Origin of the sequence: Peptacetobacter hominis (genome assembly GCF_006861675.1) — a bacterium.
Taxonomy (GTDB): Bacteria; Bacillota; Clostridia; order Peptostreptococcales; family Peptostreptococcaceae; genus Peptacetobacter; species Peptacetobacter hominis.
Genome location: NZ_SGJB01000002.1, coordinates 157,535 through 173,206, shown reverse-complemented (window position 1 = coordinate 173,206; position 15,672 = coordinate 157,535). Strand labels below are relative to the sequence as shown.

The 15,672-nt window shown below is 34.8% G+C and carries 14 protein-coding genes; 1 reads left to right on the top strand and 13 read right to left on the bottom strand.

The window, feature by feature from the left end:
• Window positions 1-110 precede the first annotated feature (110 nt).
• From EXD82_RS02030 to EXD82_RS02010, 5 genes are all read right to left on the bottom strand, one after another.
• Window positions 111-1,493 (bottom strand): glycosyltransferase family 2 protein, encoded by a 1,383-nt coding sequence (locus tag EXD82_RS02030; protein WP_142535251.1) that lies wholly within the window; start codon window positions 1,491-1,493, stop codon window positions 111-113.
• Window positions 1,494-1,508: 15 nt separating this feature from the next.
• Window positions 1,509-2,540, bottom strand: a complete 1,032-nt coding sequence (locus EXD82_RS02025) for a HEAT repeat domain-containing protein (protein WP_142535250.1) — start codon at window positions 2,538-2,540, stop codon at window positions 1,509-1,511.
• Window positions 2,541-2,648: 108 nt separating this feature from the next.
• The gene (locus tag EXD82_RS02020) at window positions 2,649-4,532 is read right to left on the bottom strand and encodes a PTS fructose transporter subunit IIABC (protein ID WP_142535249.1); all 1,884 of its coding nucleotides are present in this window, start codon (window positions 4,530-4,532) and stop codon (window positions 2,649-2,651) included.
• Window positions 4,533-4,585: 53 nt separating this feature from the next.
• Entirely contained in the window at window positions 4,586-5,491 is a 906-nt protein-coding gene (pfkB, locus tag EXD82_RS02015) for a 1-phosphofructokinase (RefSeq protein ID WP_142535248.1), read from the bottom strand.
• A 371-nt stretch (window positions 5,492-5,862) separates the two neighbouring features.
• On the bottom strand, window positions 5,863-6,609 hold the full coding sequence (locus EXD82_RS02010) for a DeoR/GlpR family DNA-binding transcription regulator (protein WP_142535247.1): 747 nt from the start codon (window positions 6,607-6,609) through the stop codon (window positions 5,863-5,865).
• A gap of 182 nt (window positions 6,610-6,791) precedes the next feature.
• Between EXD82_RS02010 and EXD82_RS02005 the strand changes: the two genes are divergently transcribed.
• Complete coding sequence (locus EXD82_RS02005) at window positions 6,792-7,622, top strand: MurR/RpiR family transcriptional regulator (protein WP_174919131.1); 831 nt, start codon at window positions 6,792-6,794, stop codon at window positions 7,620-7,622.
• Between the two features lie 141 nt (window positions 7,623-7,763).
• Here the strand turns inward: EXD82_RS02005 and larE are convergent, their stop codons facing one another.
• The 8 genes from larE to EXD82_RS01965 are packed head-to-tail and all read right to left on the bottom strand — an operon-like array spanning window position 7,764 to window position 15,655.
• Window positions 7,764-8,585, bottom strand: a complete 822-nt coding sequence (gene larE / locus EXD82_RS02000; RefSeq protein WP_142535245.1) for an ATP-dependent sacrificial sulfur transferase LarE — start codon at window positions 8,583-8,585, stop codon at window positions 7,764-7,766.
• Window position 8,586: 1 nt separating this feature from the next.
• Window positions 8,587-9,948, bottom strand: coding sequence for a nickel pincer cofactor biosynthesis protein LarC (larC, locus tag EXD82_RS01995; RefSeq protein ID WP_142535244.1), 1,362 nt, complete (start codon window positions 9,946-9,948; stop codon window positions 8,587-8,589).
• Window positions 9,941-10,693 carry a nickel pincer cofactor biosynthesis protein LarB gene (gene larB, locus EXD82_RS01990; protein WP_142535243.1) on the bottom strand — a complete coding sequence of 251 codons (753 nt, stop codon included), beginning with the start codon at window positions 10,691-10,693 and terminating at the stop codon, window positions 9,941-9,943. The genes larC and larB overlap by 8 nt, the downstream gene beginning before the upstream one ends.
• Window position 10,694: 1 nt before the next feature.
• Window positions 10,695-11,312: an ABC transporter ATP-binding protein gene (locus EXD82_RS01985; RefSeq protein WP_142535242.1), complete on the bottom strand. Its 618-nt coding sequence runs from the start codon at window positions 11,310-11,312 to the stop codon at window positions 10,695-10,697.
• Window positions 11,302-12,222 carry an ABC transporter ATP-binding protein gene (locus tag EXD82_RS01980; RefSeq protein WP_142535241.1) on the bottom strand — a complete coding sequence of 307 codons (921 nt, stop codon included), beginning with the start codon at window positions 12,220-12,222 and terminating at the stop codon, window positions 11,302-11,304. The genes EXD82_RS01985 and EXD82_RS01980 overlap by 11 nt, the downstream gene beginning before the upstream one ends.
• 10 nt (window positions 12,223-12,232) lie before the next feature.
• Window positions 12,233-13,066, bottom strand: a complete 834-nt coding sequence (locus tag EXD82_RS01975; protein ID WP_330573679.1) for an ABC transporter permease — start codon at window positions 13,064-13,066, stop codon at window positions 12,233-12,235.
• Window positions 13,059-14,042, bottom strand: coding sequence for an ABC transporter permease (locus EXD82_RS01970; RefSeq protein WP_142535240.1), 984 nt, complete (start codon window positions 14,040-14,042; stop codon window positions 13,059-13,061). Before EXD82_RS01970 ends, EXD82_RS01975 begins: the two co-directional genes overlap by 8 nt.
• Before the next feature lie 14 nt (window positions 14,043-14,056).
• The gene (locus EXD82_RS01965) at window positions 14,057-15,655 is read right to left on the bottom strand and encodes an ABC transporter substrate-binding protein (RefSeq protein WP_142535239.1); all 1,599 of its coding nucleotides are present in this window, start codon (window positions 15,653-15,655) and stop codon (window positions 14,057-14,059) included.
• Window positions 15,656-15,672: the final 17 nt, after the last annotated feature.

The following is a 15,672-nucleotide window of genomic DNA, read 5'->3' as shown; positions in this document are numbered from 1 at the left end:
TTTTATTATTTACTACTGATTATACATCTATATTATTTGTCTGTCAATTCAAGCCTAACGGCAAGGCTTTCATCTCCTACGGTGAGGAAGGAGAATTTCGCCTTATTTAGTTAAAACTTTTGTCTTTTTATGTTTCCCCATCCTTTTTTCTTTCTTCTCGCTCCCAGAAATGCCTCTATTCTCCAAAACACAGTAAATGGTCTATAAATAATCGGTTCAAGAAAACACACCGCTATAAGTGATACTGTATTTTTTCTTGTAGTGTATTCGTCGTAGGTAAGTTTTTCAAAAATAACTGCAAATAAAGTCTGAAATACCCCGTACAGATATGCCATTATAAATACCAGGGCAACCATATATGTAAGGTCATAGTATAAAAGAAGAAGTATAAATATTATATATCCAAAACCTTCTATTACAGGTCCACACATTTCGACGAAAAACTGCTGCGGAAATGATAGCATTCCTATTTTTCCGTACCTTGGGTTCAGAAGCATCTGTCTGTGTTTCCATAGAGATTCTATAAGTCCTTTGTGCCATCTCTTTCTCTGAGTTCTCAGGTCTCTGTATGATGACGGAAGCTGAGTCCAGCACACAGCATCTGAAGCCATACCTATATAGTATTTTATACCGTTGTCTCTGTAATATTCCTGCATTCTGACAACAAGTTCCATATCTTCACCGAGACCTTTTTTATATCCGCCACTTATTATTACTGCATCTTTTTTAAACATTCCAAATGCACCTGAAATTATAAGCGTACTGTTGTTGTCATTCCATGTAAATCTGTTTGTAAGAAATGCTCTCAGATATTCCAGCACCTGAACTTTTTCTATAAATTTTTTAGGAAGTCTTTTTTCTATTACTTTGCCGTCCGATATCACACATCCATTTGCAGCTTTGACCATTCCGCCAATAGCAATTGTCTCTTTTCTCCTTGCAAAATGTCTTGATATTTTTTTCAGTGCATTTTCTTCAAGAATACAGTCAGCATCAATACAGCATATATAAGGATATCTGCTTATATTTATTGCCGCGTTCAAAGAATCCGCCTTTCCTCCGTTTTCCTTATCTATTACCGTTATTTTATTTGAGTTAAGATCTGTATATATCCGCCTTATCTCCTCACATTCCAACTGATGATTATATGTTATAGGAAGTTTTGAAAGTCCAAAATGTGAAACTACCTTCTCACACGTATCATCACTGGAACCGTCATTCACTACAATTATTTCGTATTCATCATAATCAAGTCTTGTAAGAGAGGTTATGCTGTCTATTATTGTTTCTGATTCGTTATAAGCAGGAACAAGTATTGACACCGCTGACAATGATTCACTTTCAAGATCTATATTTGAATTTACAACTTTCATATCTGTCTTGAGTCTGAAAAACGCATTGACTATTATTGCACAGTAACTTATAACTATCACAAAAAAGTATATGAATATTATTGTACTTACATACATTGCTATTTTTATTATAAGATTCAATTTTGCCCCTCCCTTCTATATATTTATATTCAGACGAAGATTCGCCATTTCGCCTGCAGAAGATATATTATCGTGTTCAAATTCATCTTTCAGATAATCTCTTCCTTCTTCGCCATAACTTAGAATTGCAACTGCTGCATTGTATTTCACATCCCAGTCCTCACTGTGAAGAAGTATCTTTAGAAGATTAAATCCTTTTTTAGATTTATATACAGCAAGTCTATTAGCTATATGTGCCTGAAGTATAGGATCCCTTTTTTCTATTACCAGAGATTCTATATGATTAAATGCATTTTTACTTTTTGACATAAGAAAAGAGTCTACAATGCCTATTTCAAGCTCTGTATTGTATCTCGTTATCTCCTTTATCTTCTCTATCTGCCGTTCTGAAAGCTTATTTCCATCTATACTGTAAAGCATAACTGATTTTGAAGTATCCGACTGTTTTCTGTTTATAATGTCTATGATAACATCATTTTCTATTTCAAGAATTTTTATCATCTCTATTTTTCTATCGTCGCTGAATCCGGCTCCTAGAATCGTATCTATTATTTCCATAGTATATTTTTTCTTTTTAAGAAGTGCAATTGTATAATACATACTGAAATATCTCTCATCAAAATCATCAGAATTCCAGTATTCCTTCAGAATATCGTACGCACCGTCTATATTTGATATTCCTATATTTTTTATAGCGAGTATTTTATTGTCGTTTTTTTTCAGATTTTCCTTAAGAACCGAGTCCAGTCCCAGACTTTCTATAATTTCGCCACAGTCTATTTTCCCATTTTCCGAATAATCAAGTATTATATTCAAGACTGTATTTTTACTAAGCCTACTTGCCATCAGATTTTTTATTCTATCTGATTTTCCATTTATATAGTCCATTACATCAGGCTTTAATTTTTCATATTCCTCATTTTCCATTCTTCTATTTCTCTTTTTTATATTTACTGTTATATAAAACACTACTAGCATAAATAATATAGCCACAATAAGTACAACTATATTTATAATTATTATATTTGTTAAAATCTTCCCCTCCATGTTATTTCCTCCCGATAACTGTTCTGTTATATACATTTTAACACTTAAGTTTATAAATAGATACAAAAATAAAGTACCGGCATATACCGGTACTTTATTTATTCTATATTATTCTTCTTCTATATTTTTCTTAAGTAATCCAAGTACAAACATTCCTACAACAGAACCTATAACAATTGCTGCCATATATCCAAGAGGATTTGTTATTGTAGGTATTACGAATACTCCACCATGAGGAGCTCTAAGTCCGCATCCAAAGAACATTGATAATGCACCTGCAACTGCAGAACCTGCTACACAAGAAGGTATAACTCTTAGTGGATCCTGAGCCGCAAATGGTATTGCACCCTCTGTTATGAATGAAAGTCCCATTATATAGTTTGTAACACCAGACTGTCTTTCTCTCTTTGTGAATTTCTTTTTGAATACTGTTGTACAAAGTGCTATTGCTAGAGGAGGAACCATTCCACCTGCCATTACTGCTGCCATGAATTCAAACTGTCCACTTGCAAGAGATGCAGTTCCGAATACATATGCCGCTTTATTTATAGGACCACCCATATCTATAGCCATCATTCCTCCAAGAAGTGCTCCAAGAAGCATTTTACTGCTTGATCCAAGTCCGTTAAGGAATTCAAATATAGCGTTGTTTATATATGCAACAGGAGGATTTACAACAAATGTTATTATTGCACCTATTAAAAGTATTCCAAAGAAAGGATAAAGAAGTACAGGTTTTAAACCTTCAAGACTCTGAGGAAGTTTATCAAATACCTTTTTCATTCCAAGTACAAGATATCCTGCTATAAATCCTGCAACAAGTGCACCAAGGAAGCCTGAACCGCCGTTATTGGCAAGCATACCACCGACAAAACCTACAGCAAGAGCCGGTCTATCAGCTATACTCATAGCTATATATCCAGCAAGTATCGGAAGCATAAATCCAAATGCTGTTCCACCTACAGTTTTAAGGAATGCTGCAAAAGGTGTATTCATACCGAAGTTAGAAGGATCTATTGTATAATCATCAAATAGGAAAGCAAGTGCTATAAGTATACCTCCACCTATTACGAACGGAAGCATGTGAGATACACCGTTCATAAGATGCTTGTATATCTGTCTTCCTATACTTTCATTTTCTGTAGATGTATCAGAAGCTTCACCGCCACCTACATGGTGATATACTGATGCAGTTCCATCTGTTGCCTTTTTAAGAAGTTCTTCTGTTTTGTGTATTCCGTCCGCAACCTTTGTCTGTATCATTTTTTTGCCGTCAAATCTAGCCATTTCAACATTTTTATCTGCTGCTATTATTATACATTCAGCATTTTCTATTTCTTCTTTTGTAAGAACATTTTTAGCTCCACCAGATCCGTTTGTCTCTACTTTTATGCTTATTCCCATTTCAGCTGCTTTGTTTTCAAGTGCTTCAGCTGCCATAAATGTATGAGCTATTCCTGTTGGGCATGCAGTTACTGCAAGAACTCTATATCCATTTTCAGATACTTTTTCTTCTGTATTTTTACTTTCAAGTTTTTCATTTTCTTTTTTATCCACTATATCAAGAAACTCTTCCACAGATTCAGCTGCTATAAGTCTGTCTCTGAAATCAGTGTCCATAAGCATTGCTGAAAGTCTTGCAAGTACATCAAGATGTACGTTGTTTCCACCTTCTGGAGCAGCTATCATAAAGAATAGTTTTGATGGCTGTCCATCCATAGAGTCATAATCAACACCATCTTTTAAAACCATCGCTGCAAGACCTGCTTTTTTAACAGCTTCTGTCTTTGCATGAGGTATTGCTATATTATCACCTATACCTGTTGTACATATTTCTTCTCTTGCAAGAATTGCTTTTTTGTATTCTTCTCTATCGTTAAGATTGCCCGCTTTTTCCATAAGATCTACAAGCTTGTCTATAGCACCAGATTTATCTGATACTTCAGGATTTATTTCTATACCTTTTACACTAAGTAAGTCTGTTATTTTCATTGTGTCCTCCATTTTTACCCTTTATTTTATCTATCCAAAATTCCTGATACTTTTTATTTTATCTGTTCCAGAAGTTCCATTACCTTTTCTTCTGTTGCAAGTCCCTCAGAAAATGCAGATGCACTTCCTGTGGCAACACCCATTTTAAATCCATCTTTCAGGTTTCCTGTCTTCAGATAACCACATATAAATCCGGCAACCAGTGAGTCTCCTGCTCCTACAGAGTTTTTGACTTCACCTTTTGGTACATCACTTATTTCTACATTTCCATCTGAATCAACAAGAACTGCACCATCTCCTGCCATTGATATTATTACGTTTTCAGCACCCATCTCTCTAAGCTTCTTCGCATATGTTACTATGTCATCCATTCCATTTAGATCAACTCCAAAAAGCTCAGCAAGCTCGTGATGATTCGGCTTTATCATAAATGGTTTATATTTCAGTACATTGAGTAAAAGTTTTCCTGTAGTGTCTACTATACTCTTTACTCCTTTAGCCTGAATATATTCCATTATTCTTTCGTATATATCCTCTGGTAGAGTTGAAGGTATACTTCCTGCAAGAACAAGAATATCTCCTTCTTTTAGGTTATCCAGCTTTTTGTATAATTCATTCAGCGCATCTTTAGAGATTTCCGGACCTCTTCCATTTATTTCACTTTCAACACCTGCCTTTACTTTTACATTGATTCTAGACATTCCGTTTTCAAGTTTTATAAAATCTGTACTGCATCCAGCTTCTCTTACTCTTCTTTCTATTTCTTCTCCGGTAAATCCGGCTATATATCCAAGAGCTATGTTGTCTATTCCCAGATTTCTAAGGACTATAGATACATTTATACCTTTTCCTCCCGCATATACATCCTCTGACTTTGTCCTGTTTACACACCCAGGATTGAAATCATCCATTTTCACAATATAATCCAAAGCCGGATTAAATGTTATTGTATAAATCAATTCTACATATCCCCTTTCATATTTTTATAATTTAGAACTGTTTTTTATTTATATTTAATTTTTGTGATAAGGTTTTCACATTTCTTTCTTAAACATATAATATTCCATTTTCTTTCATATGTCAATATATTTCTTTCATAATCTGTCATTTTCTTTTATATTTTTCCATAAAATTCCATTTTATACCGTAATTTTCGCATAAAACCTTATTGTCAAGCCAGTAAATCAGATAAGTAATATATTCCATAATCTTTCATTATATGCCAAAAGGTGTTTCATATATTCATGAAACACCTTTCAAAATCTGCAATATGTATAATTGTTTTTAATAGTTTATCTGTATTCTATGGAATTTTTTATACAGCAATCTTCTATACTTCAATTATTTTTATCTTTTCATATGATTTATATTCTTCTTTATCAGTTGTAATTACTTTTGCATCAGAAGTTTCTGCAAAACAGACCGAGCTTATTTTTGAAAATTTTGATTTATCAGCAAGCACAAAAGCTTCTTTTGATCTTTTTATTGCTTCCTCTTTTACAAGTGCCTCTCTTATATCCGGTGTTGTAAACCCTCTATACTCGTCTATACCATTGGTTCCAAAAAATCCCTTTGTAAAATTATATTTTTTGAGAGAGTTTACAGCTTCAACACCTATAATAGCTTCAGTCAACGGCTTTAATTCTCCACCGATTATATATGTTGTAAATCCTCTTTCTATAAGTTTTTTTGCATGAACTATTCCATTTGTTACAAATACCGCTTTTCTTTCATTTATAAAATTTATCATAAGTTCTGTAGTTGTTCCAGCATCTATATATACAAAATCTTCGGCATCTATAAGTCCAGCTGCTGCCCTTGCTATTTTTAATTTATCATCCATATGAAGACTCTGTCTTATTTCTACTTTCTCATCTTTTGTGTTTATCGGATCTGAATCTATTTTTACAGCTCCACCATGAACCTTTTTCAAAAGTCCTGCCTCATGCAGATAGTTAAGGTCTCTTCTTATTGTAGACTCTGATGTTTTCAGATAATCTACAAGTTCGCTCTGGTATACTACAGAATCAATATTCAGTTTTTCAAGTATAAGCTTATGTCTTTCCTCAGCCAGCATTAAATCACGTCCTTATCTGATTTATAATATTTATTTATATCATAGCATATATTATATGAAATCTTATATTTTTTATTGATATAACAACAATATTCCATATATATCATATATATTCAAATATAACATATCTAATATCTTTTATGGTATAATATTCTGTATATCTCAGGAAAGGACTAATGTTTATGACTACAATCAAAGATAAAATCATTTCAAATTTTGATTCATTTTCAAAAAACGAAAAAAATATAGCAACATTCATAATAGAAAACTACGATACTATATCACACTACAATGGAAATGATATAGCCCTTAAATCAGGTACAAGCAAGGCTACCCTTGTAAGATTCAGTCAGAAGATAGGCTACAAAGGATTTATAGAACTTAAACGAGAAATAAACGATGAACAGTTATCTTCCATAAGACATAGTCCATACGAAACTTTTTTATCAACTCCGGGAAAAGATTTTCTGTTTAATAACCTGATAAATGATATAAACAGTTTCGAAAAAAGACTTTCTCTTTCCAAAGTAAAGACTATAGTCGAATATATTGCATCTGCATCAACTGTATATCTTATTGGTTTTGGTACTGATTCAATAGCTATGAAATATCTTTATAACTATTTACCAATCTGCGGGATAAACTGTGTTTATACTGACGATCAGGGTGTTAGTCTCAGAGAAAAAATCCTTCCCATGACAGAAAAAGATCTTGTTATAATGTCCAACTTTTCTGATATGGAAGATGACGATTATATGGTTGCACGCTATGCTAAAAAAGTCGGAGCAAAATTTGTATCGATGACAAATTCCGATATAGTCGGTAAATCAGTGGAAGCGGATGTGTATATAATAACAAGAGAAACAGCTGAAACTTTTTATAATTCACCTATTTTATCTATTCTTCTATGCAATATAATACTGTCAGAGCTAAGACATACTTATCCGGATAAAATAGAATCTGAACTGAAAAAATACAACGATGCTATAAATTTCATGAAAAATAAACTATAATCATATATCCTGTATTTTGTATTAAATAAAACTTCAATATATATTTTATAGGATTTAAAAAAATAAAACCAGCAAAAGCTGGTTTTATTTTAATGTATATAGTTTTCTTTTTATACATTTATTTTGCATATAAGCTATAAACTATTTGTCTTTTATATGGATATCCATACTTCCAGACCTGAATCCCTCAAGGTCCAGAGTTATATAATCATATCCAAGTTTTTTCAGATATTCTGTAATTTCATCTTTTTTATCTATAACAAGGTTCATATCCTTCTTATCGACTTCTATTCTGGCAATGTTTCCATGTACGCGTATTCTTACGTTATAAAATCCATTTTCTCTGAGCCATATTTCACCATCTTCAACTTTTCTTATACTTTCATAGTCAAGTTTTACTCCATATGGAAATCTCGTAGCCATACATGGTGTAGAAGGTCTTTCTGATACAGATATCCCGAATTCCGCTGCAAATTTTCTTACTTCTTCTTTTGTAAATCCGGCTTCAGCAAGCGGACTTTTTATTCCAAGTTCCCTGATTGCACGTATTCCAGGTCTGTACATTCCCAGATCATCAGAATTTGTACCCTCTGCAACAGTATATATTCCCTCGTCATTTGCAAGCTGTATTATTTTATTGAATATACTCTTTTTACAGCGATAACATCTATCTACGGGATTATTTTCTATTCCTGCTTCCTGAAGTTCGTCAATTGTAACTATTCTGTGTTCAGCTCCCATTTCATCTGCAACACGCGATGCTATTTCTATATCTTTTACTGGATGTATTTTTGTATTTGCAGTTACAGCGCATACTCTGTTTCCACTTTTTTTAGATGCTTCAGAAAAAAGCTTTAGAAGAAGACTACTGTCAACACCCCCGGAAAAAGCTACAACAACATCATTTTCAGATATTCTCTCTATTATTTCCATGAGATTTCTTTTTTTATCATTGTAGTTCATCTTACTTGCACTCCTCAAGAATCTGGCGATATACATCCTGCCAAGTTCTTCCTGTTTCTCTACATATTTTCACTATACAATCGTGCTCAGGATAAACTCTATCACCTGATGGAAGAGAACATACTTTGACCTGAACTTTTCCCATAGAAGTATCTCTCATTTCTATTCTTCTTTTTAGTATTCTTCTGTCCATATGCTGAACTCTGATTCCTATACTTGTAGTTTCCTCAAATATTATATTCCGAAGTTCATCTATTTTTTCTTCTTTGCAGACTACATTAAGCTGATATCCAGGTCTGTTTTTCTTCATAAATACAGGAGAATAGTGTACATCTCTAGCTCCTGATTCCATAAGTCTCTGCATTACATATCCAAGTGCCTCACCTGAGCAATCATCTATATTAGATTCCATTTTTACTATTTTGTCGCTTTCATTTTCTTCCGCATCCTCTATTATCATGGCTCTAAGAAGACTTGCTCTTTCATAATTTCTCTTTCCTGCACCTATACCTGTTTTTACTACTCTGAATTTTTCCGGAAGTTTTTTGTCAGTGCATATAGCTGCAGCTATTGCAGCACCTGTAGGAGTTACAAACTCTCCTTTTATTCCTGTTATACTAAGTGTAAGATTTTCCGCATCTATTATATTAAGTACTGCTGGAACTGGAACAGGTAAAACTCCGTGCTGACATCTTACAGTTCCTATCCCTTCATAAAGTGCCGGAACTACAGCTTCTTCTATTCCAAGATTATCTATACATACGGCAGCTGCTGCAATATCTACTATTGAATCTACTGCTCCAACCTCGTGGAAATGTACTTCTGTTTTTGGCTTTCCATGGGCCTTTGCTTCTGCATCTGCAAGTATATCAAATATTCTTATAGCTATCTTCTTGGCATTATCTGTAAGTCCACTATTATTTATTATTTCCTGTATCTGTATAAGTCCCACATGTTCGTGGTGATGTTCATGACTGTGTTCATGGCTATGTTCATGGTCATGATGGTGTGAGTGGTCATGAGTATGGCTGTGATCATGATGATGTGAATGATCGTGATGATGTTCATGTTCTCCGTGGTGATGTGAGTGATCATGAGAGTGGTCATGATTATGTTCCCCATGTAGATAATCCATATCGTGGTCGTGATTATCCTGCTCAAGTATTACAGAGAAATCACATGCATCAAGCCCCGACTTCACAACTCTATCTATTTTTATCTGGAATTTTCCCTTTATCATTTCAAGGCTATTAAGTGATTTTTCAAGTACTTCTCTATCAGCACCAAGATCAAGAAGCGATGCTACAAACATATCCCCGCTTATTCCAGCATAACATTCAAGATATAATTTCTTTTTACTCATGTTCTCCAACCCCCATTTTATTTATCTGTGAAGCTATATATCCTGCTCCATATCCATTATCTATATTTACAGTAGCAATTCCGTTTGCACATGAATTCAGCATTGTAAGAAGTGCTGAAATTCCATTCATACTAGCTCCGTATCCTACAGATGTAGGAACTGCTATTACAGGCTTGTCTACTAATCCTCCTATTACGCTTGCAAGTGCTCCCTCCATACCGGCAACCGCTATAACACAGTTACAATCCTGTATCATCTCAAGTCTTGATAAAAGTCTATGAAGTCCACTTACACCTACATCATATAATCTTTCGACATTGTTTCCGAAAAATTCAGCTGTCTGAGCAGCCTCTTCAGCAACCGGTATATCAGCTGTACCTGCTGTACAAACAGCTATTTTCCCTACACGTTTTTTGTCCTTTTTCTCTATTTTTAGTATTCTCGAAAGAGGATCGTACTCAACATCAGGTATAGCTGCCTTCACAATTTCAGCCTGCTCTTTTGAAGCTCTTGTTCCTAAAACCTCGCCCTCTGAATTATACAGATTCTCGTAAATTTTAAGCAGATGACTATCGGCCTTTCCACTGCAGAATACAACCTCAGCACATCCAGAACGGAGTTTTCTATGGGTATCAAGTTTTGCATATCCCAGCTCCTTAAACGGTTTTCTTCTGAAAAATTTCTCAGCTTCCTCAACTGAAACCTCTCCGTTTTTTACTTTTTTAAGCATTTCTTTAGTATCCATATCAAACCCTCCGATTTATATCTCTTAAATCTATTATTCTAGTACATATTCTTTCTGCAAGATGCATATTATGTGTTATTATTAGCATCCCATAATCTTTTTCATCAGCTATTTCAATCAATGCCTTCCAAATCTGAGCCTGTGAAATAACATCCAGCATTGTCGTAATTTCATCACATATCAGAAATTTTGTATCCGGACTCAAAACCCTTGCAATGCAGAATCTCTGAAGTTCTCCCCCAGAAAGTTCTGCCGGCCATCTTTTCAGCCATTCTTTTTCTATTCCTAATTTTTCAAGCATTTTATCGTCCGGATTCCAGCATTCATTTAATACTTTCTCCATTTTCCATCTTGGATTTACGGAAAGCTCCGGATGCTGATGAATCATCTGAACTGGGCAGAATCCATTTTTATTGATTTCTTTTCCATCGATCAATATTTTTCCACAAGTCGGATTTTCATATCCTGCAATAATTTTTGCAAGTGTACTTTTTCCGTATCCAGATGGAGCGATTATACCTACCCTTTCCCCGGATTCTATTTTCATGTTTATATCCTTTAGAATCCACGGTGATTTATCGTTATATCTGAAGCTTATATTTTCTATCTTAAGTTGCATTTATACATCTCACCTTTCCGCTTCTGAGACTTCTTATAGGTATTTCTCCACAGCATTTATCTGTCGCCTTAGGACATCTATTTGCAAATGAGCATCCATCTTTTACGATACCTGCATAAGGCTGCACACCTTCTATCGCTCTAAACTCGTTTTGTGGAAGAGCCGATATAAATGCCCTGCTGTACGGATGTCTTAATTCTATTCCACCATTTATAAAATCTCTGGTATCTGCTATTTCTATTATAGTTCCAGCATAGAACACAGCTATTTTATCAGCTACATTAAGCGCAAGATCTATATCATGTGTTATAAGAAGAACTCCAGCTCCATTGTCAGCCATTTCTCTGAAATGATTTAATGTCTCCATTGCCATTTCCACGCTAAGACCTGGTGTAGGTTCGTCCGCAATTATAAGCTCCGGAGATTCCATCATTGCCGATGAAACAAGAACTCTTCTTGCCATTCCTCCAGAAAGCTGAAATGGATACATCTCTTCAACATTTTTATCCAAGTGATATTTTCCAAACAAATCTTCCTGCCTTTTCTTTGTCGAATATACCCCCTGAACCTGTTTACCTACTTTCATAACAGGATCCAGATAATCAACTGACTGAGGTACAAAAGATATCTTTCTTCCAAGAAGCTCACTTCTTTTTATTTCATCGAGTTTCTCACCACGATATGTTATATTCCCACTCATATGTGCATTTTTAGGAAGAAGTCCCATAACTGCATGAGCGAGTATACTTTTTCCTGAACCACTCGAACCGACTACAGCCACCACTTCTCCTGAATTTACCTCAAGAGAAAGAGAATGTACAACTTCAAGATTTTCTTTTTTAAAAAATCCCTTATACATACTGAAAGATACAGAAAGATTATCGACCTTTAAAATATTTTTTTCATTCATAATGATCACCTTATTCATTTCCACTATATGGATTCAAAAGTTTTTTTAGATTTTCTCCGATTACATCAAATAATAATACAGCTATAAGAAGCATTAAACCTGGGAATAACGCAAGCCACCACTTTCCTGTTGCAATATGATTCATCGCCTCAGAAAGAATTACTCCTATTGCCGGCATTTCAGACGGCATTCCAAATCCAAGAAAAGTAATCGCTGCTTCATGCATAATTGCATGTGGAAACAAAAGTACCAATCCTATGAAATATGCAGGAATAACATGTGGAAGAATATGCTGTATAGCCACCTGATATTTTGTTTTTCCCATTTTATATGCTGCTTTTACATACTGTGATGAACGAATCTGCATTACCTCTGCTCTTACTATTCTTGTAAGCGATGGCCAATGTGTCAGTGCAACCGCAACAGTAACCCCTTTTATTCCCTTCCCCATCATAAATGATATAAGGATAAGAAGTACTATATGTGGAAGTCCCATGCACAAATCAACACACCAGTTTACAAATTTATCAACCCATCCACCGAATACTGCCGATGCTATCCCGGCTATAAGAGCGATTATCGAACTGACTATTGAAGCAAGAACTCCTATAATAAGGCTGTTTGATAGACCTTTTATAGTTCTATAAAACATATCTCTTCCTAAAAAATCAGTTCCAAACAGATGCCCCAAACCCGGTGGAAGAAACTTATTGCTGTAATTTACTTCATAACATGATGCGTCCATAGATAATCCCCATATAAATATTCCAAACAGATATACAACGGCTACTGTACTGAGGATAACTGTATTTATTCTTCTATTCATAAACTTTTCCCTATTCACGATTATCCCCCTCTCTTATTACAGGGTTGAACACACCATATAAAATATTTGCTATAACATTTCCTGCAAAAACGAATAACGCACTGAAAACCGATATACCAAGCAACAACGGAACATCCGCATTTGTTGCCGCAGCGGTTATAGCTGTTCCTATACCCGGATATGCAAACACAGTTTCTGCAAGTGCCATTCCACCAAACAATTCACTAAACGATGAGAACTGAACTGTTACTGCCGGTAGAAGTACATTTTTTAAAACATGTCTTTTTATAATCTGCTTCTGATTTTCTCCTCTTACCTTTGCGTATAGTATAAAGTTGCTGTTCATAGTCTCTATAACTTTCCGTCTTGTATATAGAACAACCTCACTTATACTTACAATAGTCAATGTAAGTACAGGAAGTATCAGATGATGTATTCTGCTCCATATACTTACCTCTGATGCAAGTGTACCCGCTGGTACTGCCATTCCTATAGGGAACCATCCAAGCTGTACTGCAAATACAGAAAGTACAAGAAGACCTATCCAGAATACCGGTGCTGATTTTACTCCGAGACAGAAAACTTTTGTAGCTCTGTCAAACAGACTTCCTTCCTTTATACCGCAGATTACTCCCAGTATAAATCCGATAACACCCGAAAGTATCCACGAAAGAGCCATAAGCACTATAGAGTATGAAAATCTTGTTTTTATAACTTCGCTGACAGGTTTTTTGTATGTAATAGACATTCCAAGATCCCCTTTGAGTGCATGCTCTCCCCAAGTTATAAAACGTTCAGGAAGAGGATCGTTAAGCCCCCATTCATCCGCTATTTCCTGTCTGGCCTCTTCTGAAATTGTAGAGTTTGTTCCTATATATGAAACCAGTGGATCTATAGGTGCCTTTACAATCAGCACAAAAGACATAATACTCACTGCAATCAGAAGCATCATCATCCTTATACATTCACTGATTATTTTTTTCCAATTTTTCATAATAACTCTCCAGTTTATTTCAATTTCCAATCTGCCATATTACATATAACAGGTGTTCCATGTCCATGTGGATGTGGTATCTGAGTATCAAGTGATATATCCAGATTGTCAGATACAAAATAGCAGTGCTGTATATTTACTATAAATAGATTTGTATAGTCCTCATCAGATATTTTCTGAACTTCTTTCCATGCTTCAACTGCTTTTTCCTGAGAATTTGAAGATATTGCCTCATCAATCTTTGCATCTACATCCACATTGTCATAACCTACTACATTATCATAGCCACCACTTAAGAATAAATCTGATTTATAAAGAGATGATAATACTGTAGGAGAATACTGTCCCCATCCCCATAATATAGCTGAAGTATTCTGAAGTGTAGTTATCTCGTCCCATGTAGCTGTTTTTACTGTTATTTCTATTCCAAGTTTTTTTGCATTTTCTGCAACTGCAACAGCAAGATTGTATCTATCTGTATCTCCCGCTGTACTATAAAGTTCAAATGCACATTTCTGACCGTTCTTTTCTCTTATGCCTGTCTCTTCTGACATTTTCCATCCTGCCTCATCGAGAAGTTTTTCGGCTTCTTCAACCTGATTATCCTCATATGTATCAGTATTTGCCCATATAAGATTATCTGTAAAATTAACTGCAGGCAGCCCTATTCCATTAGATGAATTTTCTATTATTTCTTTTCTGTTCAGTCCTATCGAAAGCGCTTTCCTTACAGCTATATCAGATGTAACATTGTTACCTACTGTTACTGTTTTTCCTGAAGAATCCTTCATTTCTGATACTTTTCTTACTGGAAGGCTTATATTTCTTACATCCATTGTTTCTAGTTTTTCAAGATGCATTCCTGATATTTCTTCATTTGCATAATTTGTTCCAACCATAACCACATCAAGATCTCCGGCTTTTGCTGCTGCAAATGCAGAATCAGGCTCCATATTTACTATAGTAACTTTTGAAACATCCGGCTTTTCTCCAGAGTACTTATCATTTTCTGAAAGTATAATCTGCTGATTGCTGTCATATTGAACCACTTTATACGCACCTGTCCCTATAGGTTCAGTATCAAATTTCCGGCTGTCGTATGAGTCAGAAGGAACTATCTGAAGCATTGCCGTAGTATCTAAAAATGGAGAATATGGTTTTTCAAGTTTAAACTCAACAGTATTCTCATCTATCGCCTTTACTGATTCAAGATATGTTAAATCAACTTTCTCATTGTCAGCCTGATTTTTGTGTACAGTTTCATATGTAAATACTACATCTTCCGCGTCAAAATCACTTCCGTCACTGAATTTTATTCCTTCATTCAAGTTGAATGTATATGTTAAAGCATCATCGCTTACTTTCCAATCCTTAGCTAAATCTCCTATATAATTTGAATCACTTCCAACTTTAAGAAGTGCGTTATTTATAAAAGGATACCCATACGAAAGTCCTCCTTTTATCGGATCCAGACTTTCTTCAAAAATTGAACTTCCTATATATATTTTTATTCCATCTTCTTTTGAATCACTTTTTTTCTTTTGACTGCATCCGCCAAGAGCCATAGGAAGCAGTGCAATTACACATAATAAACTCACAATTCTCTTTTTCATATTTTCCTCTCTTTCAA

Excerpts from the sequence above, each read along its gene's own strand:
- EXD82_RS02020 (WP_142535249.1), bottom strand. The coding sequence starts at position 4,532 with ATGAAAATAACAGACTTACTTAGTGTAAAAGGTATAGAAATAAATCCT.
- larE (WP_142535245.1), bottom strand. The coding sequence starts at position 8,585 with ATGAACTACAATGATAAAAAAAGAAATCTCATGGAAATAATAGAGAGA.
- EXD82_RS02005 (WP_174919131.1), top strand. The coding sequence starts at position 6,792 with ATGACTACAATCAAAGATAAAATCATTTCAAATTTTGATTCATTTTCA.
- EXD82_RS02025 (WP_142535250.1), bottom strand. The coding sequence starts at position 2,540 with ATGGAGGGGAAGATTTTAACAAATATAATAATTATAAATATAGTTGTA.
- EXD82_RS01965 (WP_142535239.1), bottom strand. The coding sequence starts at position 15,655 with ATGAAAAAGAGAATTGTGAGTTTATTATGTGTAATTGCACTGCTTCCT.
- larC (WP_142535244.1), bottom strand. The coding sequence starts at position 9,948 with ATGAGTAAAAAGAAATTATATCTTGAATGTTATGCTGGAATAAGCGGG.
- larB (WP_142535243.1), bottom strand. The coding sequence starts at position 10,693 with ATGGATACTAAAGAAATGCTTAAAAAAGTAAAAAACGGAGAGGTTTCA.
- EXD82_RS01985 (WP_142535242.1), bottom strand. The coding sequence starts at position 11,312 with ATGCAACTTAAGATAGAAAATATAAGCTTCAGATATAACGATAAATCA.
- EXD82_RS02010 (WP_142535247.1), bottom strand. The coding sequence starts at position 6,609 with ATGCTGGCTGAGGAAAGACATAAGCTTATACTTGAAAAACTGAATATT.
- EXD82_RS01970 (WP_142535240.1), bottom strand. The coding sequence starts at position 14,042 with ATGAAAAATTGGAAAAAAATAATCAGTGAATGTATAAGGATGATGATG.
- EXD82_RS01980 (WP_142535241.1), bottom strand. The coding sequence starts at position 12,222 with ATGAATGAAAAAAATATTTTAAAGGTCGATAATCTTTCTGTATCTTTC.